The sequence below is a fragment of the Pseudomonas sp. AD21 genome (genome assembly GCF_002878485.1).
GTDB lineage: Bacteria > Pseudomonadota > Gammaproteobacteria > Pseudomonadales > Pseudomonadaceae > Aquipseudomonas.
On sequence record NZ_NQYG01000004.1, the window covers coordinates 169,568 to 191,174 of the forward strand.

At 61.1% G+C, this 21,607-nt stretch carries 18 protein-coding genes and 1 pseudogene; 13 read left to right on the forward strand and 6 right to left on the reverse strand.

Features of this window, described 5'->3' with window-relative positions:
• Positions 1–57: 57 nt before the first annotated feature.
• The gene (locus PseAD21_RS04005; RefSeq protein ID WP_102354597.1) at positions 58–2,151 is read right to left on the reverse strand and encodes a mechanosensitive ion channel family protein; all 2,094 of its coding nucleotides are present in this window, start codon (positions 2,149–2,151) and stop codon (positions 58–60) included.
• 402 nt (positions 2,152–2,553) lie between these two features.
• On the opposite strand from PseAD21_RS04005, the pseudogene PseAD21_RS04010 reads away from it, so the two are divergent.
• The 5 genes and pseudogenes from PseAD21_RS04010 to PseAD21_RS04030 all read left to right on the forward strand — a co-directional run bounded on the left by PseAD21_RS04010 (position 2,554) and on the right by PseAD21_RS04030 (position 7,924).
• Positions 2,554–3,746 (forward strand): annotated as a pseudogene (locus PseAD21_RS04010) (MFS transporter).
• A 215-nt stretch (positions 3,747–3,961) separates the two neighbouring features.
• Positions 3,962–4,888, forward strand: coding sequence for a DUF72 domain-containing protein (locus tag PseAD21_RS04015; RefSeq protein WP_102354598.1), 927 nt, complete (start codon positions 3,962–3,964; stop codon positions 4,886–4,888).
• A complete protein-coding gene (locus tag PseAD21_RS04020; protein ID WP_102354599.1) occupies positions 4,885–5,682 on the forward strand; it encodes an endonuclease/exonuclease/phosphatase family protein in 798 nt (265 codons plus the stop codon). The genes PseAD21_RS04015 and PseAD21_RS04020 overlap by 4 nt, the downstream gene beginning before the upstream one ends.
• The gene (clsB, locus tag PseAD21_RS04025; RefSeq protein WP_102354600.1) at positions 5,679–6,953 is read left to right on the forward strand and encodes a cardiolipin synthase ClsB; all 1,275 of its coding nucleotides are present in this window, start codon (positions 5,679–5,681) and stop codon (positions 6,951–6,953) included. The genes PseAD21_RS04020 and clsB overlap by 4 nt, the downstream gene beginning before the upstream one ends.
• Complete coding sequence (locus tag PseAD21_RS04030) at positions 6,950–7,924, forward strand: lysylphosphatidylglycerol synthase domain-containing protein (RefSeq protein ID WP_102354601.1); 975 nt, start codon at positions 6,950–6,952, stop codon at positions 7,922–7,924. The genes clsB and PseAD21_RS04030 overlap by 4 nt, the downstream gene beginning before the upstream one ends.
• A gap of 113 nt (positions 7,925–8,037) precedes the next feature.
• Here PseAD21_RS04030 and PseAD21_RS04040 read toward each other — a convergent pair whose 3' ends face one another.
• The 3 genes from PseAD21_RS04040 to PseAD21_RS04050 all read right to left on the reverse strand — a co-directional run bounded on the left by PseAD21_RS04040 (position 8,038) and on the right by PseAD21_RS04050 (position 11,174).
• Positions 8,038–8,796: a S9 family peptidase gene (locus PseAD21_RS04040; protein ID WP_102354603.1), complete on the reverse strand. Its 759-nt coding sequence runs from the start codon at positions 8,794–8,796 to the stop codon at positions 8,038–8,040.
• Positions 8,786–9,895 carry a DUF3182 family protein gene (locus PseAD21_RS04045; protein WP_102354604.1) on the reverse strand — a complete coding sequence of 370 codons (1,110 nt, stop codon included), beginning with the start codon at positions 9,893–9,895 and terminating at the stop codon, positions 8,786–8,788. Before PseAD21_RS04045 ends, PseAD21_RS04040 begins: the two co-directional genes overlap by 11 nt.
• 298 nt (positions 9,896–10,193) lie before the next feature.
• Positions 10,194–11,174, reverse strand: coding sequence for a GlxA family transcriptional regulator (locus tag PseAD21_RS04050; RefSeq protein ID WP_102354617.1), 981 nt, complete (start codon positions 11,172–11,174; stop codon positions 10,194–10,196).
• Between the two features lie 100 nt (positions 11,175–11,274).
• Between PseAD21_RS04050 and PseAD21_RS04055 the strand changes: the two genes are divergently transcribed.
• From PseAD21_RS04055 to PseAD21_RS04085, 7 genes are all read left to right on the forward strand, one after another.
• Positions 11,275–11,823 carry a cysteine hydrolase family protein gene (locus PseAD21_RS04055; protein WP_102354605.1) on the forward strand — a complete coding sequence of 183 codons (549 nt, stop codon included), beginning with the start codon at positions 11,275–11,277 and terminating at the stop codon, positions 11,821–11,823.
• Between the two features lie 151 nt (positions 11,824–11,974).
• Positions 11,975–12,643 carry a YjfI family protein gene (locus tag PseAD21_RS04060; RefSeq protein WP_102354606.1) on the forward strand — a complete coding sequence of 223 codons (669 nt, stop codon included), beginning with the start codon at positions 11,975–11,977 and terminating at the stop codon, positions 12,641–12,643.
• A gap of 17 nt (positions 12,644–12,660) precedes the next feature.
• Positions 12,661–13,359, forward strand: a complete 699-nt coding sequence (locus tag PseAD21_RS04065) for a PspA/IM30 family protein (RefSeq protein WP_102354607.1) — start codon at positions 12,661–12,663, stop codon at positions 13,357–13,359.
• A gap of 209 nt (positions 13,360–13,568) precedes the next feature.
• A complete protein-coding gene (locus PseAD21_RS04070; protein WP_102354608.1) occupies positions 13,569–14,219 on the forward strand; it encodes a DUF2491 family protein in 651 nt (216 codons plus the stop codon).
• A 14-nt stretch (positions 14,220–14,233) separates the two neighbouring features.
• Positions 14,234–14,659, forward strand: coding sequence for a DUF350 domain-containing protein (locus PseAD21_RS04075; protein ID WP_025109509.1), 426 nt, complete (start codon positions 14,234–14,236; stop codon positions 14,657–14,659).
• Positions 14,660–14,676: 17 nt separating this feature from the next.
• Positions 14,677–15,363 carry a DUF1190 domain-containing protein gene (locus PseAD21_RS04080; RefSeq protein WP_102354609.1) on the forward strand — a complete coding sequence of 229 codons (687 nt, stop codon included), beginning with the start codon at positions 14,677–14,679 and terminating at the stop codon, positions 15,361–15,363.
• A gap of 2 nt (positions 15,364–15,365) precedes the next feature.
• Positions 15,366–16,523: a glutathionylspermidine synthase family protein gene (locus PseAD21_RS04085; protein ID WP_102354610.1), complete on the forward strand. Its 1,158-nt coding sequence runs from the start codon at positions 15,366–15,368 to the stop codon at positions 16,521–16,523.
• A 76-nt stretch (positions 16,524–16,599) separates the two neighbouring features.
• Here PseAD21_RS04085 and PseAD21_RS04090 read toward each other — a convergent pair whose 3' ends face one another.
• Both PseAD21_RS04090 and PseAD21_RS04095 read right to left on the reverse strand, forming a co-directional pair.
• The gene (locus tag PseAD21_RS04090) at positions 16,600–17,118 is read right to left on the reverse strand and encodes a single-stranded DNA-binding protein (RefSeq protein WP_007966163.1); all 519 of its coding nucleotides are present in this window, start codon (positions 17,116–17,118) and stop codon (positions 16,600–16,602) included.
• Positions 17,119–17,127: 9 nt separating this feature from the next.
• Complete coding sequence (locus PseAD21_RS04095; RefSeq protein ID WP_025109506.1) at positions 17,128–18,525, reverse strand: MFS transporter; 1,398 nt, start codon at positions 18,523–18,525, stop codon at positions 17,128–17,130.
• Between the two features lie 191 nt (positions 18,526–18,716).
• Here PseAD21_RS04095 and uvrA point away from each other — a divergent pair, with 191 nt between their 5' ends.
• On the forward strand, positions 18,717–21,551 hold the full coding sequence (gene uvrA, locus PseAD21_RS04100) for an excinuclease ABC subunit UvrA (RefSeq protein ID WP_025109505.1): 2,835 nt from the start codon (positions 18,717–18,719) through the stop codon (positions 21,549–21,551).
• Positions 21,552–21,607: the final 56 nt, after the last annotated feature.

Below are 21,607 nucleotides of genomic sequence, written 5' to 3' on the forward strand. Positions count from 1 at the left end.
TGTGGGAGCGGGCTTGCCCGCGAAGAGGCCGGCAAATCGCGCCACAAAATCCAGCAGTCAGGTACTCGACCGTTGCGGCACCTCGCTCGCCACCAACTCCCCCTCACCCTGCCGCTTGGGCAACAAAACCTGCTGTGGATAAGTCTGCGCGAAATGCACCACAGGGCTGTTATCCACAAGCTTTTTCAAACGCTGGTTGAACGCCCGGCTCACCGCATATTGCCCACCCGACACGGTACGAAACTGCGCCGTCAGCACCACGCCGTTCAAGTCCATCCTGTCCACCCCGAAGACGTCCAGCGGCCCTTGCAGGTTGTACTTGAGGAACGGGTCTTCGCGGATCGAATCGCCGGTCTCGCGGATCAGTTCGATGGCCTTGTCGACATCGGTGTCGTAAGTGAACTGCACCGAGAAAAACGCGTAGGCAAACTGCCGTGACTGGTTGGTGACCGCCTTGATCTGACCGAACGGCACCGAGTGCACGAAGCCCTTGCCGTCGCGCAGGCGCAGGGTGCGAATGGTCAGGCCCTCGACCGTGCCGGCGTGCCCGGAATCGAGTACCACCCAGTCGCCGATCGACAGGGTGTCTTCGATAATGATGAACAGCCCGGTGATCACGTCCTGTACCAGTTGCTGTGAACCGAAACCGATCGCCAGACCGACCACCCCGGCGCCGGCCAGCAACGGCGCGACGTTGATCCCCAGGTTGGCCATGGTGGTGATCGCGCAGATCACCACCAGGATGATTTTGATCGCGTTGCGCAGCAGCGGCAGGATGGTTTTCACCCGGGTGCTGGGCTGACGTGACGAGCGTTTACTGACCGGTGGTTTCAGCGCTTCCTGAATCGCCGTGTCGAGCACCACCCACAACAGCCACGTGACGAGGAAGATCAAGCCAATGCTGCCCAGCGCGTTGCTGATCGCCCGGCCGACCGCACTGCTCTGGGCGAAATCGAGCAGCGAAATGCCCCAGATCCGCCCGAGAACATCGATGAAGGCAATCGCAATGACGATCCGCAGCAAGGCGTGCAACAGGCTGAGAAAACGTTCCTTGTAGGCGCTGCTGCGCTGGATCGCTTCGGCCTTTCGCGACTTGAACACGTGCTGGAGGATGGTGCTGAGAAACACTGTGCCGATCAGCAACACCGTGGTGAACAACGCACAGCGCAAGGCTTTCTGATTGTCCTCGCCGATACCGATCAGATTGACCGCCGAGACCAGCACCATCAGCACGATCGGCCAGTACCAGAGCCCGGAAAAAATCCGCAGCGACTCCTGCAGCGACGGTTGTTTCAGGCGCTGCGTCAGCGGTCGGTTACGGATCAGGTGCGCTACCGGACGGCGCAGGCGGATCACCAGCAGGCCGAAAATGATCGAGGCGATCAGCCCGGTGAACACGGCGATGCTGCTGGTGATGTTGCCGCCCAGTTGGCGGGCGATCTGCGGGCTGGTCAACGCGTCACTGAGGGCGGCGAGGAAGCCGATCAGGAACAGCGGTTTCGGGCAGTAGTCGCGGATGATCCGCGCGGCGGGCCGTTTGTGGCCGACGTTGAACATCACCACCACGCACAACAACATCGAGGTGGAGAAAATGCCGCTGCTGGTGGCATACGCCAGACACAGCGCCAGCGCTCGCCCAACCGAGGCTTGCAGAAAGTGGCTGACGTACAGCGTCAACGGCAGACAGATCAGCGCCGGCAGCGTGTACGGCAGCAGATAGCCGAGCAGGTCCTGGCTGCGCTGGCGGGGGCGCAGCCAACGACCTTCGCGCAGGCGTTTGGCCAGCAGGCTGCCGAGTACCGTGAGCAGCGCAAAGGCGCCAAGCCACACCCCGGACAACATCAGGAAATCCCCGGCGATGCTCCAGCCCGAGCGGTCCGACGGCTGGTTGACCAACTTGTCGACCTCGTCCGCCGCACGGTCGGCACGCAGACGCCAGGCGTCGACCAGGTGTTCGTTGAGATCGAGTTTGTCCTGCACCTCGTCGATGCTCGAACTGATCGCGCCGAGCAGACCGCCCTGCACAATCGGCTCGGGTTTGGCGGCCTTGGTGGCAGCGGCCGGCACGCCGGGCAGCGCTGCGGCCTCCAGTTCACTGGCGCCGAGAAATAACAGTGCTCCCAGCAGAATGGCGATCCATAACTTGATCAAAACTCCGTTCTCCGTTGGCTGAACCTGTAAGGAACTGATCGGTGAATGGCGGACAAGTTCGGTTTTTGCCTGAATAACCCTCCCTCTCAGCTGAATGCCACTTTTGAAACCCCTCTCGCCCTGTGGCGAGGGGATCCCCGATGGGCGGCGAAGCGGCTCCAAACCTGAATCCCCTACTTCCTGTCAGAGCGAATTGGCTGGGTTTTCGACTGCTGCGCAGCCGGTCGGGGATAAATCCCCTCACCACAAAAGCCCTCCCCCAAGGACCTTTCATAAATTGATGAGCTTCTGGTATTGCGATCTTTGCGCGCAAGGCAAATATCAAATGCCCACCCCCGTATTTTTCCGCACAACCCAAACCTCGACACTGCGCTCCACTCAAACCTCTACCGGAGTGCTGTCATGCCCATTGCCTTGCTCGCGCTGACGCTCAGCGCATTCGCCATCGGGACGACCGAGTTCGTCATCGTTGGCCTGTTGCCCACCATTGGCGCCGATCTCGGTGTCAGCCTGCCGTCCGCCGGGCTGTTGGTCAGTCTGTATGCGCTGGGCGTTGCCATTGGCGCGCCGGTGCTGACCGCCCTCACCGGCAAGGTCCCGCGCAAACTGTTGCTGCTATCGCTGATGGTGTTGTTCACCCTCGGCAACCTGCTGGCGTGGATGGCGCCGAGTTATGAATCGCTGGTGCTGGCACGGATCGTCACCGGGTGTTCTTCTCCATCGGCTCGACCATCGCCACCAGCCTGGTGCCCAAGGAAAAAGCCGCCAGCGCGATTGCGATCATGTTCACCGGCCTCACCGTGGCCCTGGTCACTGGCGTGCCGCTGGGCACGTTCATCGGTCAGCATTTCGGCTGGCGCGAAACCTTCCTCGCCGTCTCGGCGCTGGGTGTGATCGCCTTCATCGGCAGTCTGCTGTATGTGCCGCACAACATCGCCCACAGCAAACCGGCATCCTTGCTGCAACAACTGCAAGTGCTGAAACAACCGCGCCTGTTGCTGGTGTATGCCATGACCGCCATCGGTTACGGCGGCTCGTTCATCGCCTTCACCTTCCTCGCGCCGATCCTTCAGGACATCTCCGGCTTCAGCGCCGGCACCGTCAGCCTGGTGTTGCTGGTGTACGGCGTGTCGGTGGCGGTCGGCAACCTCTGGGGCGGCAAACTGGCGGACAAACGCGGACCGATCAGCGCCCTGAAAATCATCTTCGCCCTGCTCGCCGCTGTGCTGTTCGTGCTGACCTTCACCGCCGCCAATCCATGGCTGGCGCTAGCCACGGTGCTGGTGTGGGGCGCAGTGGCGTTCGGCAACGTGCCGGGGCTGCAGGTGTATGTGGTGCGTCAGGCTGAACATCACACACCGCAGGCGGTGGACGTGGCATCGGGACTGAACATCGCGGCGTTCAACCTGGGGATTGCTGGCGGCGCGTGGGGCGGCGGCCTGATCGTCGAGCACGTTGGCCTGATTCATACGGCGTGGATTGGTGGACTGGTGGTGTTGGTGGCGTTGGCACTGACTGCTTGGAGCGGTCGCCTGGATCGCCTCGGCCCGACCTATGCCGAACCGGCTCAAGGCCGAGTATTCACGGGTCACTGAGTAACCCTGTGGGAGGGGGCTTGCTCCCGAAAGCGGAGGGTCAGTCAGCATCGATGGCGACTGAACCACCGCTTTCGGGAGCAAGCCCCCTCCCACATTGCGATCCGTGCTTTTTGCAGAATGTGTACCGTCCGTAACGCCATCGAAACTTTCCCGAACCGCCCACAGTCATCAAAAGACACAGGCAACACGAGGACTGACAACGGGAGGGCGGCATGGCAACGATTCACATCGGTATTTCCGGCTGGCGCTACGCTCCGTGGCGCGGGGATTTCTACCCGAAAGGACTGACCCAGAAACGCGAATTGCAGTTCGCTTCACGGGCGGTCAACAGCATCGAAATCAATGGATCGTTCTACGCCCTGCAACGGCCCGAACGTTACGCCCAGTGGTACGCCGAAACGCCCGACGACTTCGTGTTCAGCGTCAAGGCGCCGCGTTTCATCACGCACATCCGGCGCTTGCGCGAGATCGAAAAACCGCTGGCGAATTTCTTCGCCTCCGGGGTGCTGGAGCTCAAGGAAAAGCTCGGGCCGATCCTCTGGCAGTTTCCGCCAAACTTCAAATTCGACCCCGAGCGTTTCGAACACTTCTTGTCATTGTTGCCCCACGACACTGAGGCCGCAGCCGCCCTCGCCCGTCAGCACGACGCCCACCTGCATGGTCATGCCAGCCTCAAAGCCTGGCGCAAAAAGCCGCTGCGCCATGCCGTGGAAGTGCGCAATGACACCTTCATCGATCCCGACTTCATTCGGTTGTTGAAACGCTACAACACCGCCCTGGTGATCGCCGACACCGCCGGCAAGTGGCCGTACCGCGAAGACCTCACCAGCGATTTCGTCTACCTGCGCCTGCACGGGGCCGAAGAACTTTATGCCAGCGGCTACACCGACTCCGCGCTGAACGACTGGGCTGAACGCATCGATGCCTGGCATCACGGTCGACAGCCGGGCGATGCGCACCTGATCGCCCCGCGCCTCAAGCCTCGGGCGCGTAAATCCCGCGAAGTGTTCTGCTATTTCGACAACGACATCAAAGTCCGCGCCCCTTACGACGCCCGCCATCTGCTGCAGCGTTTCGACCTCGACAAACACCTCGCGACCACCCCCGGCGAACCCGCTGGCGAAGGGGTGCTGACATGAGTATTCCAGAGCCGGTGGGCTTCACCGATGAAGGCTCGGTGATCGCACCGTCAGTGCGCAGTTTCACCGTACTGACGGTCAACACGCACAAGGGCTTCACCGCCCTCAATCGACGCTTCATCCTCCCGGAGTTGCGCGAAGCGGTGCGCAGCGTGGCCGCCGACGTGGTGTTTCTGCAGGAAGTCCACGGCACCCACGAGCACCATCCCAAGCACTACAGCAACTGGCCGACGATGCCGCAGTACGAGTTCCTCGCCGACAGCCTCTGGCCGCAATTCGCCTACGGGCGCAACGCGGTGTACCCGGAGGGCGATCACGGCAATGCGCTGCTGTCAAAATTCCAGATCATCCGCCACGACAACCTCGACGTCTCGATCAGCGGCCATGAAAACCGCGGCCTCTTGCATTGCGTGTTGCGCCTGCCCGGCGATGGTGTCGAGGTGCATGCGATCTGCGTGCATCTGGGCCTGCGCGAAAGCCATCGCAATGCGCAACTGAAGTTGCTCGGTCAGCGTCTGGCGGAACTGCCGGATGATGCGCCGGTGATCGTCGCCGGTGACTTCAACGACTGGCGCCAGCGCGCCGATGCGTTGCTCAAACCCTGCGGTCTGCGCGAGGTGTTCGCCGAGCATCACGGCAAACCGGCGCGCAGCTTTCCGGCGCGCCTGCCAACCCTGCGCCTGGACCGCATTTACGTGCGCAACCTCAAGACCCGCCAGCCGACAGTTCTGGCAAACCGGCCCTGGTCCCACCTTTCCGACCATGCACCGCTGTCGGTGGAGATCGAGTTATGAGCAGCGCGCCGCTGGAGAAATCCACCGTGGAACCGATCAGCATCACCCCGCCGATACGCGAACCCGGCCATGTCGATGTCGAGTACAGCTGGCAAGGTAACAACCGCGTCGAGTTGCTGGAAAACGGCGAGGAATATTTCCCCCGGGTGTTCGATGCCCTGCGTGCGGCGAAGAGTGAAATCCTGCTGGAGACCTTCATCGTTTTCGAGGACAAGGTCGGCGAGGAACTGCAGCAAATTCTGATCGACGCCGCCCGACGCGGCGTGCGCACCACCGTCAGCCTCGACGGCTTCGGTTGTGGCGAGTTGAGCACCGGTTATCTCGCGGCATTGAGCGACGCCGGTGTACACCTGCAGATGTTTGATCCGGCGCCCAAACACCTGGGCTTTCGCACCAACTGGTTCCGCCGCCTGCACCGCAAGATCGTGGTGGTCGACGGACTGATCGCATTCATTGGCGGGATCAATTTTTCCGGCGATCACCTGGCCGATTTCGGCCCCGAGGCGAAACAGGATTATGCGGTGCAGGTTCAGGGGCCGGCAGTCGCTGACATCCATCATTTCGCGCTGCTGCAAAGCGGTCGTCCGGGACGCGCACGGTTCTGGTGGCAGCGTCGGCGCCAGCGTCGCGCAGAAATGGCCTTCAGCGACCACGACGGTCAGGTGCGTCTGGTGTTTCGCGACAATGATCAGCATCACACCGATATCGAAGATGTGTACTTGCAGGTACTGCGCCGGGCCAAACGCCGGGTGGTGATCGCCAACGCCTACTTCTTCCCCGGCTACCGCCTGCTGCGCGAGATCCGCAATGCCGCACGCCGTGGCGTCGAGGTGCGGCTGATCCTGCAAGGCCAGCCGGACATGCTGGTGGCGAAACTGGCGGCGCGCATGACCTACGACTACCTGCTCAAGGCCGGCGTGCAGATTCACGAATATTGCCAGCGTCCGCTGCACGGCAAAGTCGCGCTGGTGGACGAGGAATGGAGCACGGTCGGCTCGAGCAATCTCGACCCGCTGAGCCTGTCGCTGAACCTGGAAGCCAACGTGCTGATCCGCGATCGGGCGTTCAATCAGCATTTGTTCCAGCGCCTCGAAGACCTGAGCCGGAACCACTGCAAAACCATGGACCCGGGCATGTCCCCGCGCGGGCGGATCTGGCACATGACCGTGGGGTTTCTGGTGTTCCACTTCCTGCGGCATTTCCCGGCGATGGCTGGTTGGTTGCCGGCACATAAACCGCGGCTCAAGCCGTTTCGAGGTGGCACGCCATGAGCCATTCCCATGCGCAATCGGCGCCGGCCACGCACTCGCGATGGCATCGCTGGAAACGCCCGCTGACCTTGCTGTTCTTCATCGCGTTGATCGCTCTGTTGACGCTGTTCGCCACGCGCATCGAATGGGCGGAAGTGCTGCAGACCTTGACCGAGTCCAAGGTGCGCACGCTGTTCATCGCCGCCAGCCTGACCTTGCTGAGCTTTCTGGTGTACGCCAGTTTCGACCTGATCGGACGCACCTACATTCGCCAGGACCTGACCTGGAAACAGATCCTCCCGGTGGGGATCATCAGCTATGCCTTCAACCTCAATCTCAGCGCCTGGGTCGGCGGTATTGCCATGCGCTATCGGCTGTATTCGCGCCTGGGTGTGAGCAAAGGCAACATCGCCAAAATCCTCGGCCTGAGCCTGGCGACCAACTGGTTCGGCTACATGACGATTGCCGGCGCGGTGTTCAGCAGTGGCCTGGTGAGCATGCCGCCGGGCTGGAAAGTCAGCAGCGATGCGTTGCAGGGCATCGGCATGCTGTTGTTGCTGTTGAGTGCCGGTTATCTCGTCGCGTGCCGATTCTCGAGGCGTCGCGAATGGTCGGTTCGCGGGGTGGAAATCAACCTGCCGTCACTGCGCATGGCCGTCCTGCAATTGCTGCTCGGCGCGTTGAACTGGTCGCTGATGGCGGCGGTGATATTCACTCTGCTGCCAGGCAAGCTGGACTACCCGCTGGTGCTTGGCGTGCTGTTGATCAGTGCAATTGCCGGGGTTATCACGCACATTCCCGCAGGGCTCGGGGTGCTGGAAGCGGTGTTCGTCGCGCTGCTGCAACACGAGGTTTCACGCGGGAGTCTGGTGGCGGGGTTGCTGGCGTACCGGGCGATTTATTTTCTGCTACCGTTGTTGATCACGGTGGTGATGTATCTGCTGGTAGAGGCGAAGGCCAAGGCGTTGCGGATCGAGAGGAAACCTTCCTGAATTTGCTGTGAGGCTGCCGGCCTCTTCGCGAGCAAGCCCGCTCCCACATTTGGAATACGTACAACCTGTGGGAGCGGGCTTGCTCGCGAAGGCGCCCGAGAGGACACCACCGTTCATGAGGACTGAATAATGCTCAAGCGCTCACCGACCACCATCTCGGTTATCCAGTCCACCAGAATCGAAGTGTAGGCCTGCTGCGAAACCGGCTCGCTCAACGCATGGTCGGCGCCGTCGATGATCCGGTGCGTCAGCGAATGCGTCTGCTGACACGCCGCGCGGTAACTCATGATCGCCGCGTGAGGCACGTAATCATCGATTTCCGATTCCACCAGCAATACATCCCCCGTGAATTGTGAGCAGGCATGCAGCGCACGATTGGTATCGGCACGCACCAGCGTGCTCCGATAATCACGCAGATCCGCCTTGTCCAGATCACGCTTGGGCGTGTGCCATTGCTCGTCGCGATACAGCGCCGGCACCCGCAGCGCCAACCAGCGCACCGGGCGCAATGAAGTAAGGATCGAGGCGAGATAACCGCCATAACTGGTGCCGACCACCGCAATCGCCGAAGTATCGAGCGCCGGGTGCGCGAGCAGACGATCATAGGCCGCGAGGAGGTCGCGCAGGTTGTCTTCGCGCGTCACCCGGGTCAGCGGAATGCCGGTGCCGCCGGTATGGCCGCGCAGGTCGAAGGTCAGGCATACGCAGCCAAGCCCGGCGATGCCCTTGGCGCGCTCAAGATCACGCTCCTGGCTACCGCCCCAACCGTGGACAAACAACACCCCCGGGACTTTCGACTTGGGACTGAGAAACGTCCCGCTCATCTGTTCGTCATCAATGTCGATCTGAATGCTTTCGCTTCTAGCCGTCATAGGATTTGACCGTTACGTATTTGAGGAGAAAGTCACTGTTCTCGGCCGGCCCGCGGTAGATTTCGATGGCATCTGCCGGCAGACTTTGATCGCTGTAGGTTTCCACTGTCGACACACGGATCGCCGGCATCTGCGGATCATTGACGAAGCTTTGCAGCGCGGCCAGTTCCGCACTGCTGGCACCGCCCATGCGCCAGGATTGTTCGAGCACACCGCTGCGGGGTTTGCCATTGCTGTCCAGGCCCTGGGCAATGTCGTAGTTGCGCCGTGAGGCGTAGAAATCCGGATAGGCCTCATCTGCCGCCCGGTCGAAAATCTGCGCCTGCTCGATGGCCAGACGGACTTCGTCCGGCAACTCCAGCGCCAGCAGCTCTGCGTAACCGCCCTGCACCACCAGCAGATTCGAGCCGCCGTAGACGTCTTCGCCGTGAGCGTCCTTGGTCAAGTATTGATCACCGCAGTAGCTCAACACCTTGCCGCCGATGAATGACTGGCCGACGCTGTGGGTGAAGACCTTGCTCAAGTCCTGCTCCAGCACTACACCGTCGCGAAACAACCGGGCTGCCTCCGTACGGGCGAGCACTTCATCGAACGCGTCGAGGCTGTTGATAACTTCCTGGCCGCGACCGGCACAGGCGTGAATCGGCTTCAGACGGATCGGCCCGCTGTACAGCAAATGCTCGGCAGCAGGCCGCGCGTCTTCCAGGGCGAACACGGTCAGGCCATCGAGCACCACGTCACGTACGCGTTCGGAGAACAGCGGCGCCCAGCCTTGAGGCGCGTAGGCCAGATGGCTGCGCAAGCCATGGCTGATGGCTTTGGTGCAGATGAAATCGTGTTCGACGAATCCACCCCACAAGTCGTCCGCGCTTTTGATGCCCAAGGCCTGTGCCTGTCTGGCACCGACAAGGGTTTGCGTCGGCAGCCAGTAAAGGTCACGACCGCGGTGTTTTTCCGGGTCGTAGCTGCCCCCAAAATTGAGCCCGAGAATGTGCGCCAGCCAGCGGGCCAGCGCCTTGTTGGTCTGCACCTCATGTTGCGGCGCGCCAGCGCGCACCGAGTACGCGACGACCATTTTGCTGCTCGGTGTCGGGGTCATGCGTCCCCCTTGCAGCGGTTCGGTGGATGTAGTGATGAACGGTGCAGAGATCAGGCCAACGGTGGCGCTAGCGAAATATTCGACTAATCAAAAACTTGGCGAAAACGTGCTGGCATCAGGCCTGTTTCAATCTGCACGACCGGGCGTCTCCCCCCGGTAATTTGCACGATTTCCGCAGCACAACAATCCAATGTGGGAGGGGCCTGCTCCCGAAGGCGGTGTATCAGTCGACATCAATGTTGACGGCCCCTGCCTCATCGCGAGCAAGCCCGCTCCCACAGGGTATGTCGTGTCGGGACTATCCCGTGACACCAAACCGCGCCCGATAATCACTCGGCGCCAGCCCGGTGATTTTCTTGAAGATCGCGCGAAACGCTCCCGGGTCCTGATAGCCCACTGTCCAGGCAATGTGGTCGATGGTGCCGTTGGTGTATTCCAGCAACTCTCGCGCCTTGCCGACCCGCAGATGTTGGCAGTATTCGGTCGGCTTCAACCCGGTCGCAGCACGGAAGCGACGCAGAAACGTGCGTTCTTCCAGCCCCGCCCGCTCGGCCATCGAAGTCAGCGAAACGTCGGTCGCGCCGGTGCTTTGCAGCCAATGCTGAACCTTGAGAATCGGCGCATCGCCATGACCCAGGATCGGCGCAAAATTGCTGCCGCAGGCACTGGCGCTGTCGCTGTGTTCCATCACCAGAAACCGCGCGGTACCGCTGGCGATGCTCGGCCCGAGCAGGCGATCGACCAGACGCAAACCCAGCTCCGACCAAGCCATCAGCCCGGCCGTGGTGATCAGGTCGCCGTCATCGACAATCGGCGTATCCGCCTTGAGCCGGATGTTCGGATAACGCTCGGCAAACGCCTTGGTCGAGGTCCAGTGCGTGGTGGCGCTGCGACCATCGAGCAAACCGCTTTCGGCCAGCAGCAATGACCCCACACAGACACCGCCGAGGGTTGCGCCACGGGCATGCTGATCCCGCAGCCATTGCAGCAGCGCTGCTGAAACGCTGGCCGCAGAAAAGCCGCCGAGGGACGGTGGAATCAGCACCGCCTGTAAACCACAGTCGCTGCCCGGATGACTATCGTGGATCCGCTGCGGCGCCAGCTCGGCGTCGGCTTGCCAGTGGCTCACGCGCAGCACGGGCAACTGCGCCGCCTGATGCTCGGCAGCTATCCGGTTGGCGACCGCAAACAGATCGGTCAGACCATGCACCGCTGCCAGCTGCGCGCCCGGGTAAATCAGTACGCCCAGTTCCACCGTGGCGGCTCTTTCAACGCCCATGTCAGTTTTCCCCTGCTTATTGTCGGTACGGCCAATCCTCGAAACGCCGGCCAGCGCCAATACTGAATCCACTTCCAGCCCATGCATCGAGGACACACCCATGACCAGACAAGCGCTCATCGTAGTCGATATCCAGAACGACTACTTCCCTCAAGGCAAGTGGCCGCTGGTGGGGGCTGAAGCCGCCGCCGACAACGCCACGCGGCTGCTTGCCGCGTTCCGCGAGGCAGGCGATCCGGTGGTGCACATTCGCCACGAATTCACCTCGGCGGATGCACCGTTTTTCACCCCGGGCTCGGACGGCGCAAAATTGCACTCCAAAGTACTCAATCGCCCGGACGAGGCGGTGGTGCTCAAGCATTTCGTCAATTCGTTCCGTGAGACCGAGTTGCAATCGATCCTCGACGAACAAGGCATCAAGGACCTGGTGATCGTCGGCAGCATGAGCCACATGTGCATCGACGGCATCACCCGCGCCGCAGCGGATCTGGGCTACGGCGTCACGGTGATTCACGACGCCTGCGCCAGCCGCGATCTCGAGTTCAACGGCGTCACCGTACCGGCCGCCCAGGTTCACGCCGCGTTCATGTCGGCGCTGGGTTTCGCCTATGCCAGCGTGGTCTCGGCCGAGGAGTTTCTAGGGCACTGATCCATCACGACACACTTGGCAAAACATGCGCCCGCCCCATCGCGGGCGTTTTTTCGCCTGTCATGAAAATCTCACGTGTGAGCCATTGATGGCACTTTGAATTGGTTGTAGTGTGGCTCACGCGTGAGATATTCATAACGGAGTCATTGCCATGAAAAGCCGCTCCCCCACAGTCGCGTCAGAGAGCCCAAAGGGAGAGCGCTCGAAACCGTCCGCGAAAAAGCCGTCGAGCTTCTACATGAAGCAGATGCGTGCGGGCCTGGCTGCCGCCGGTTATGTGAAACACGAAACTTGGGTGCTTCCGGAAAACCGAAGCTTGCTCAAGCAAATGGAGCAACAGCTACGCCAACCGATTCTGGCTGGCTCATTCATGTCGGAGAATTACATGAGCGCAGGCAACAACTGGAACATCGATAGCCTCTTCAACGCCCTCAAGGCACTGGATGAGGTGGCTTCGCACGAGATTACACTGTCTCTGATCCAGAGCTCCGAACCCAGCATCAAGCTGGAAATGAACGAATTTGGCGGTCTGCCGATTCACATCGCCCTGGCCGGTGCACAGATCATCGTCGACACCGTGCTGGTGGACATCGATTCGATCACTGACGTGCGCGCCTTCAATGACGCCGTGCTGCGTAGCCGGGAAATGTTCCCGCTGTCGTCGATCGGTATCGAGTCGATGCCCAACGGCCAGACCGTTTACAACATGTTTGGCGCCCTCAGCGCCGACTCGAGCCTGACCAACGTCGTCACCGAGGTGAAAACCCTGGTCGACAACGTACAGCGCGCGAGTGAAGCCTTCGAACACTTCTTCAAGTAATCAACAGGGAATATCCAATGACTCAGTCCATCTGGAGCAAGTTGTTCACCGCACTGCGCGGCGGCGCCAATGAAGTCGGCGAAGCGATCGTCGACCAACAGGCCCTGCGCATCCTCGACCAGGAAATCCGCGATGCCGACACCGCGCTGTCCAACGCCCGGCGCGAACTGGTCACCATCATGGCCAAGCACAAGCTGGCCGCCGACCGCGTGAGCGAGTACGACGCCAAGATCAAAGACCTGGAAGCCAAGGCTGTTTCCGCACTGAACGCCGGCCGCGAAGACCTGGCAATGGAAGTGGCGGAAGCGATTTCGACCCTGACCAACGACCTGACCGCTGAAAAGGCCCAGAGCGACGAGTTCGGCACCTACGCCGAAAACATGCGCAAAGACATCAGCAAGGCCGAGTCGCGGATCAAGAGCCTGCGCCAGCAGGTGGACATGGCCAAGGCCCGTGACAGCGTGCAGAAGGCGCAGGTCAGCGCGTCCATCGCCAGCGGCGGCGCCAACGGCAAACTGGAAACGGCCGTCGGTACCCTGAACCGTCTGCAGGCCAAGCAGCAGCAACGCGCCGCCGAACTGAGCGCCGCCGATGAGCTGGCTGACGCTTCGACCGGCAACGACCTGGAGCGCAAACTGCGTGACGCCGGCATCACGCCGAACACAGGCAGCGCCAATGCGATTCTTGAGCGTCTGAAGCAAAAGTCCGCTCAGTAACAGCACGATAAAAAACCTGTGGGAGCGGGCTTGCTCGCGAATACGGTGTGTCAGCGAATAATTTGCCCACTGACACACCGTATTCGCGAGCAAGCCCGCTCCCACATGGTTTGTGCTGTGCAAATGACTCTGCTAGTTCGTCGCCCGGCCCGGTACACTAGCGGCGAATTTTATGACGAACACCTCCACCCGCCTCAAGGAACGTACCCATGGGATGGTTTAAAGACTTGCTGGGCACCAGCAACTGGCAGACCGCTGCGCCAACGCCGACCGTTGCCAGTGGCCCACTCGGGATGGCGCAAGGCAAAGGCGTGCGGTTCGATTCGACCCTGGCATTACTGCTCGATGGCAGCACCTCGGTGCAGGTTCCAGCGGCAGAGGCGATCTGGAGCGCCGGCTGGATCGACCTCGGCCAATCCAACAAACTGCATCGCTACTACCTCAACAACGAGGACTTCTGGCTGCAGATCCACGTCACCGGTGACGACCAGATCGAGTCGGTCACTCTGTTCAACTACCTCAGCTACGTGACCGTCAACAGTGACGCCGAACTGCAGCGCCTGGCCGGCCCTGACAGCCTGATCGGCCTGCCGACCTACAGCCACGACGGCGTCCAGTACAGCCGCGAATGGGGCACCGAGCTGGGCCAGACCGAACTGGTGCCGCTGACCGAGCATGTGGTCAACCCGGACGAGAGCTACACCATCGAACACCACTCCATGCTTTACGCGCGCGAGACCGGCCTGACCGATCGCCGCGAATTGCTGCTGTTCTCCGTCGAACAGGACGAGGAAGGCACCGTCAGCCTGAGCACCTCGCTAGGCATTTCGCTGTACACGACTGATCTGAGCACCATTTAAAAAGGAAGTTTTCCATGCTGGAAGTGCTGGCCGTTTCCCTGAACAAGACCGCGCTGGTCGGTTTCGTCGTCTACCTGATCGGCGCCGTGCTGCTGTTCATGCTGTTTCAGTTCGTCTACACCCGCATCACGCCACACAAAGAGTTCGAGCTGATCCGTTCCGGCAACATCGCCGCCGCCATCGCCCTGTCCGGCGCGATCATCGGCTTTGCGATTCCGGCCAGCAATGTGATCGCGTTTTCGGTCAATGTCCTCGATTTCGTGCTGTGGGCGGTGATCGCCGCCGTCGTGCAACTGCTGGCGTTCCTCGCCACCGGCCTGGTACTCAAGGGCACATCCAGACGCATCGCCAACGGTGAAATCGCCTCGGGTATCTACGTGGCCGCAGTGGCCATCAGCGTCGGCATGCTCAACGCCGCGTGCATGACCCCGTCCAACTGATCGGCAGGAAGCCTTCAATGAAACGCAGCAAGTACGTTCAACTGTCCCTCGCCGCGTCGGTGGCGCTGGCGATTTCCGGCGAGGTTGCCGCGCAGGATCAGCAACGTTTTCAAACGGTCGAGCAGTGCGTCGGCGCCGAAGTGTCCGCCGATGTCTGTTCCAACGCCTACGTCGCGGCATTGACCGAGCACCGACGCATTGCGCCGGCCTACGACGACAAGGCCAAGTGCGACGCAGACTTTGCTGCCGACTGGTGCCAGAAAAACTCCGACGGCCGCTTCGTGCCGAAACTCGGCGGTTTCAAAGTGCCGCAGAACGGCGAGGCGCCACAGGATCTGAATGCGCTCGCCAACGCGCAGATGCCTGCCGGTGAAACCGCCGCCACGCAGAACGTGCAAAGTACTTCCCATTCCTCCGGTGGCGGCGGCGGAGGCAACGGTTGGCTCTCGGGCTGGCTGATCGGCAATGCGATGAGCAACAACGACAACCGCACGGTTTACCGCGACCGTGATACGCGTCAGACCTACAACACCTCGACGCAGTACCGCAAAATCGAATCGGCGCCGTCTACCCGCACCGACAGCAGCTACGATAGCTCTCGAAGCAAACCGGTCAACGTTGCTTCGTCGACGTCCCGTGGCGGTTTCGGCAGCCAGTCTTCCGCTCGCAGCGGTTGGGGCGGCTGGGGCAGTTCGAGCAGCTGACCATGAAGAAGATCCATTGCGCCGAGCGCCCCGACTGGAAACAGACTGCCGAAGGCCTCGGCTTTCTGTTCCACACCATCGACGACGAGCCGTACTGGGACGAAAGCGCCTACTACCAGTTCACGCTCGCGCAGATCGAAAATGATCTGGAGGATCCGACCACGGAACTGCACGAGATGTGCATGGACCTGGTCGATCGCGTGGTGCACAGCGAGGAACTGCTCGATCGCCTGAGCATCCCCTCGCCGTACTACGACATGATCCGAACGTCCTGGATGGAAGGTCATCCGCATCTGTACGGGCGCATGGACTTTTCCTACAACGGCAACGGCCCGGCCAAACTGCTGGAGCTCAACTACGACACGCCGACCAGTCTCTATGAGGCCTCCGCGTTTCAGTGGGGCTGGCTGGAACAATGCATCGAGCGCGGCATGCTGCCGCGCCATGCCGACCAGTTCAACAGCATCGATACCAAGCTGCATCAGGCGTTTGCCGAATTGCAGCTCAAGCGGCCGTTCTACTTTGCCTCGATGAAAGACTCGGTCGAAGACAAGGGCACCACTGATTACCTGCGGCTGATCGCGGAAAAAGTCGGCATCGAATCCCGGCACATCGACATCGAAGACATCGGCCTGACCGCCGAGGGTCGCTTCGTCGACCTCGAGGATCGCTGGATCCCGCATTTGTTCAAGCTGCATGCCTGGGAGTTTATCTTCCACGAACCGTTCGGCGCGGCGATTGCCGAGTGCGATACGCAGTTTTTTGAACCGGCGTGGAAGTCGATCCTGTCGAACAAAGGCGCACTGCCGCTGCTGTGGGAGCTGCACAAGGGACACCCGAACCTGCTCGCGGCGCACCTTGATCCGAATCCGGGCAGTGCCGTGCCCAAGGGCTGGGTACGCAAACCGTACTTCTCCCGCGAAGGCGCCAACATCGAGCTGCAAACGGCGCAAGGTCTGATCGTCAAAGAGGACGGGCCCTACACCGATGCGCCATTCATCCTGCAGGAATTTGCACCATTGCCGAAATTCGACGACAGCTACACGCTGATCGGCTCATGGGTGATCGGCGATCAGGCGGCGGGGATTGGCGTGCGGGAGGACAACAGTCTGATCACCAAGGATTCGAGCCGGTTTCTGCCGCACCTGATCCTTGATTGAAAAACCAGCGTCCACAAAAAAGGCCCGTCGTGTTCAGCGACGGGCCTTTTTTATTCAGCGCGGATGCAGCAGCGAATCAGAACGGAATATCGTCATCGAAGCTGTCGAAATCCGGAGCCGGTTGCGGCGCGGCTTGCTGTGGAGCCGGGGCCGGGCGCTGTTGCGGAGCCGACTGCTGCGGGCGTGGAGCCTGCTGACGTGGAGCCTGTTGCTGGTAGTTGTTGCCACCGCCTTGTTGGTCGCCCTGTTGTGGACGGCCGCCGAGCAGTTGCATGGTGCCTTGCATGTCGACCACGATTTCGGTGGTGTAACGCTTGATACCGTCTTTTTCCCACTCGCGGGTCTGCAGCTTGCCTTCGATGTACACCTGCGAACCTTTACGCAGGTATTCGCCGGCGATTTCGGCAACCTTGCCGAACATCGAAACACGGTGCCATTCGGTCTTCTCGACCTTCTGACCGGTTTGCTTGTCGGTCCACTGTTCGCTGGTTGCCAGACTCAGGTTGGTCACGGCGTTACCGTTAGGCAGGTAGCGAACTTCGGGATCCTGGCCGCAAGTGCCGACCAATATGACTTTGTTAACCCCACGGGCCATAACGTTCTCCTAGGCTTCGCAAGCAGCCTCGGCCGGGTTGTTCACCAGGCGTTCGAGGGTGTCGCGATCCACTAATTCTTTGTCCAGTTTGATGTAAACAGCCGCTTCATCAGCGACTATCACTGCATCTGTTACCCCTACGAGGGCCTTGAGGCGCTCGACCAGACCCGCTTCGCGGATCGCCTCGGGCGACAACGGCAAGCGCAGGCTCGTCACGTAGGGAGGTTCGCGCATGGTAACAGCAAAGGCCAGCCAGATGGCAGCCAGACCGGCACATCCGAGGAACACAACCGACAGACCGCCATGCTGAAACAGCCAGCCGCCGAGTATCCCGCCGAGTGCCGAACCGAGGAACTGGCTGGTGGAATACACGCCCATCGCCGTGCCCTTCCCGCCTGCCGGTGAAACCTTGCTGATCAACGACGGCAACGAAGCTTCCAGCAGATTGAACGCGGTGAAAAACACCACCGTGCCGATCACCAGCGCCCGCAAGCTGTCACCGAACTGCCAGAAGAATAGCTCAGTGAGCATCAACGTCAGGACGGCGCCGAGCAAAATTCGTTTCATTTTGCGTTTCTTCTCGCCGTAGATAATGAACGGGATCATGGCGAAGAAGGAAATCAGCAGCGCCGTCAGGTAGACCCACCAGTGTTGCTCCTTGGGCAGCCCGGCTTTTTCCACCAGAGCCAGCGGCAAGGCAACGAAGCTCGACATCAACATGGCATGTAACACAAAGATGCCCAAGTCCAGGCGCAGCAGATCCGGATGCTTGAGCGTCGGCATCAAGGCCTGACGCGCCACGCCGGACTCACGATGCTGCAACGGTCCGGTGGATTTCGGCACCATGAACATGATGATCAGGATGCCTACCAGCGCCATGCCGCCTGTGGCAAGAAACAGTCCGGACAAACCGAATGCGCGGGTCAACAGCGGACCGACGACCATCGCCACGGCGAACGACAGCCCGATGGTCATGCCGATCATGGCCATGGCCTTGGTGCGATGCTGTTCGCGGGTCAGGTCGGAGAGCAACGCCATGACCGCGGCGGAAATCGCCCCGGCGCCCTGCAGGATACGACCGGCGATCACGCCCCAGATCGAATCGGCCTGAGAGGCCAGCACACTGCCGAGGGCAAACACGATCAAGCCGATATAAATCACCGGACGACGGCCGATGCGGTCGGAAATGATCCCGAACGGAATCTGAAAAATCGCCTGGGTCAGGCCATAGGCACCGATGGCCAGGCCGATCAGGGCCGGAGTCGCTCCCGCCAGATCCATGCCGTAGGTCGCCAGTACCGGCAACACCATGAACATGCCAAGCATACGGAAGGCGAACACCAGGGCCAGACCGCTTGCCGCGCGGGTCTCGCTGCCACTCATGCGTTCGCTGTGGGGATCGTGCATGGAAAAACCTCGTGTGAACCGGCGGCGATTCTACCAGTCCCATCGAAAGACGGGGTATATCGCGACGCTATGACGCGTATAGATGAAACTCTCTTCATCCAAGGTAAAAAACCCTTCGTTTGATAGTGTGCATCCATCCAGTATTTGGCCGTATACTCCTACGTTTTCGACGCCCGCCGAGCGAGGCCACTTTGGACAAGATCCTGATACGTGGGGCCCGTACCCACAACCTGAAGAACATCGACCTGACCCTGCCACGGGACAAACTGATCGTCATCACCGGCCTCTCCGGATCCGGCAAGTCGTCCCTGGCCTTCGACACACTGTACGCCGAAGGTCAACGCCGCTATGTCGAATCGCTGTCGGCCTATGCCCGACAGTTCCTGTCGATGATGGAAAAACCCGACGTCGACACCATCGAAGGTTTGTCGCCGGCGATCTCCATCGAACAGAAATCGACCTCGCACAACCCGCGATCCACGGTTGGCACCATCACCGAAATCTACGACTACCTGCGCCTGCTTTATGCACGCGTGGGTACGCCGCGCTGCCCGGATCACGATATTCCGCTGGAAGCGCAGACCGTCAGCCAGATGGTCGACCTGGTGCTGGCTCAGCCGGAGGGCAGCAAACTGATGCTGCTGGCGCCGGTGATCCGCGAGCGTAAAGGCGAACACTTGTCAGTGTTCGAAGAGCTGCGCGCCCAGGGTTTCGTCCGTGCGCGGGTCAACGGTCGCATTTGCGAGCTCGACGAACTGCCGAAACTGGACAAGCAGAAGAAGCACTCGATCGATGTGATCGTCGACCGCTTCAAGGTCCGCGCCGACCTGCAGCAGCGCCTGGCCGAGTCGTTCGAGACCGCACTGAAACTGGCGGACGGCATCGCCCTGGTCGCGCCGATGGACGATGAGCCGGGCGAGGAGATGATCTTCTCCGCGCGCTTCGCCTGCCCGATCTGCGGCCACGCCATCAGCGAGCTGGAACCCAAGCTGTTCTCCTTCAATAACCCGGCCGGCGCCTGCCCGACCTGCGATGGCCTGGGCGTGAAGCAGTTTTTCGACATCAAGCGCCTGGTCAACGGTGAACTGACCTTGGCCGAAGGCGCGATTCGCGGCTGGGACAGGCGCAACGTCTATTACTTCCAGATGCTCGGCTCACTGGCCGCGCACTACGGCTTCAGCCTGGAGAAGCCGTTCAACGAACTGCCGGCCGATCAACAGAAATACATCCTTCACGGCAGCGGCTCGCAGAACGTCGACTTCAAGTATCTGAACGACCGTGGCGACATCGTCAAACGTTCGCACCCGTTCGAAGGCATCGTGCCGAATCTGGAACGCCGCTACCGCGAAACCGAATCGGCCAGCGTGCGTGAAGAGCTGGCCAAGTTCCTCAGCACCCAGGCCTGCCCGGACTGCCGTGGCACCCGCCTGCGTCGTGAAGCGCGGCACGTGTGGGTAGGCGAGAAAACCCTGCCGGCGGTGACCAACCTGCCGATCGGCGATGCCTGCGAGTACTTCGGCGAGCTGAAGATGACCGGGCGACGTGGCGAGATCGCCGACAAGATCCTCAAGGAAATCCGCGAACGCCTGCAGTTCCTGGTCAACGTCGGCCTCGACTATCTGTCGCTCGATCGCAGCGCTGACACTCTGTCCGGCGGTGAGGCGCAGCGGATTCGTCTGGCCAGCCAGATCGGCGCCGGTCTGGTCGGGGTACTGTACATCCTCGACGAACCGTCCATCGGTCTGCACCAGCGCGATAACGACCGGCTGCTCGGCACCCTCAAGCACCTGCGCGATATCGGCAACACCGTGATCGTGGTCGAACACGACGAAGACGCGATTCGTCTGGCTGACTATGTGGTCGATATCGGCCCAGGGGCCGGTGTGCATGGCGGGCAGATCGTTGCCGAAGGCACGCCTGCAGAAGTCATGGCGCACCCGGATTCCCTGACCGGCAAATACCTGTCGGGCCGGGTCAAGATCGAAGTGCCGGCCAAACGCACACCGCGCAACAAAAAGCTGACGCTGTCGCTCAAGGGCGCACGCGGCAACAACTTGCGCAATGTCGATCTGGAAATTCCGATCGGTCTGCTGACCTGCGTGACCGGCGTTTCCGGCTCGGGCAAATCGACGCTGATCAACAACACGCTATTCCCGTTGAGCGCTACCGCCCTCAATGGAGCGACCACGCTGGAAGCGGCCGCGCACGACAGCATCAAGGGCCTGGAGCATCTCGACAAAGTCGTCGATATCGACCAGAGCCCTATCGGCCGTACGCCGCGCTCCAACCCGGCGACTTACACCGGGCTGTTCACCCCGATCCGCGAACTGTTCGCTGGCGTGCCTGAGTCGCGCTCCCGTGGTTACGGCCCGGGACGCTTCTCGTTCAACGTCAAGGGCGGTCGCTGCGAGGCGTGTCAGGGCGACGGTTTGATCAAAGTCGAAATGCACTTCCTGCCGGACATCTACGTGCCGTGCGACGTGTGCAAGAGCAAGCGCTACAACCGCGAAACCCTTGAGATCAAATACAAGGGCAAGAGCATCCACGAAACCCTCGAGATGACCATCGAAGAAGCCCGGGAGTTCTTCGACGCGGTACCGGCGCTGGCGCGCAAGCTGCAGACGTTGATGGACGTAGGCCTGTCGTACATCAAGCTCGGGCAATCGGCGACCACGCTGTCTGGCGGCGAGGCGCAGCGGGTCAAGCTGTCGCGCGAGCTGTCCAAGCGTGACACCGGCAAGACCCTGTACATCCTCGATGAGCCGACCACTGGCCTGCACTTCGCGGATATCCAGCAATTGCTCGATGTGCTGCACCGCTTGCGCGACCACGGCAACACCGTGGTAGTGATCGAACACAACCTGGACGTGATCAAGACTGCCGACTGGCTGGTCGACCTGGGGCCGGAGGGCGGCTCCAAGGGTGGGCAGATCATCGCCACCGGCACCCCGGAGGAAGTGGCCGAGATGAAGCAGTCTCACACCGGCCATTACCTCAAGCCGCTGTTGATTCGCGATCGAGCCTGATCGCCGGGCATGAAAAAGCCCCTGTCACTTCAACCGTGACAGGGGCTTTTTTGTAT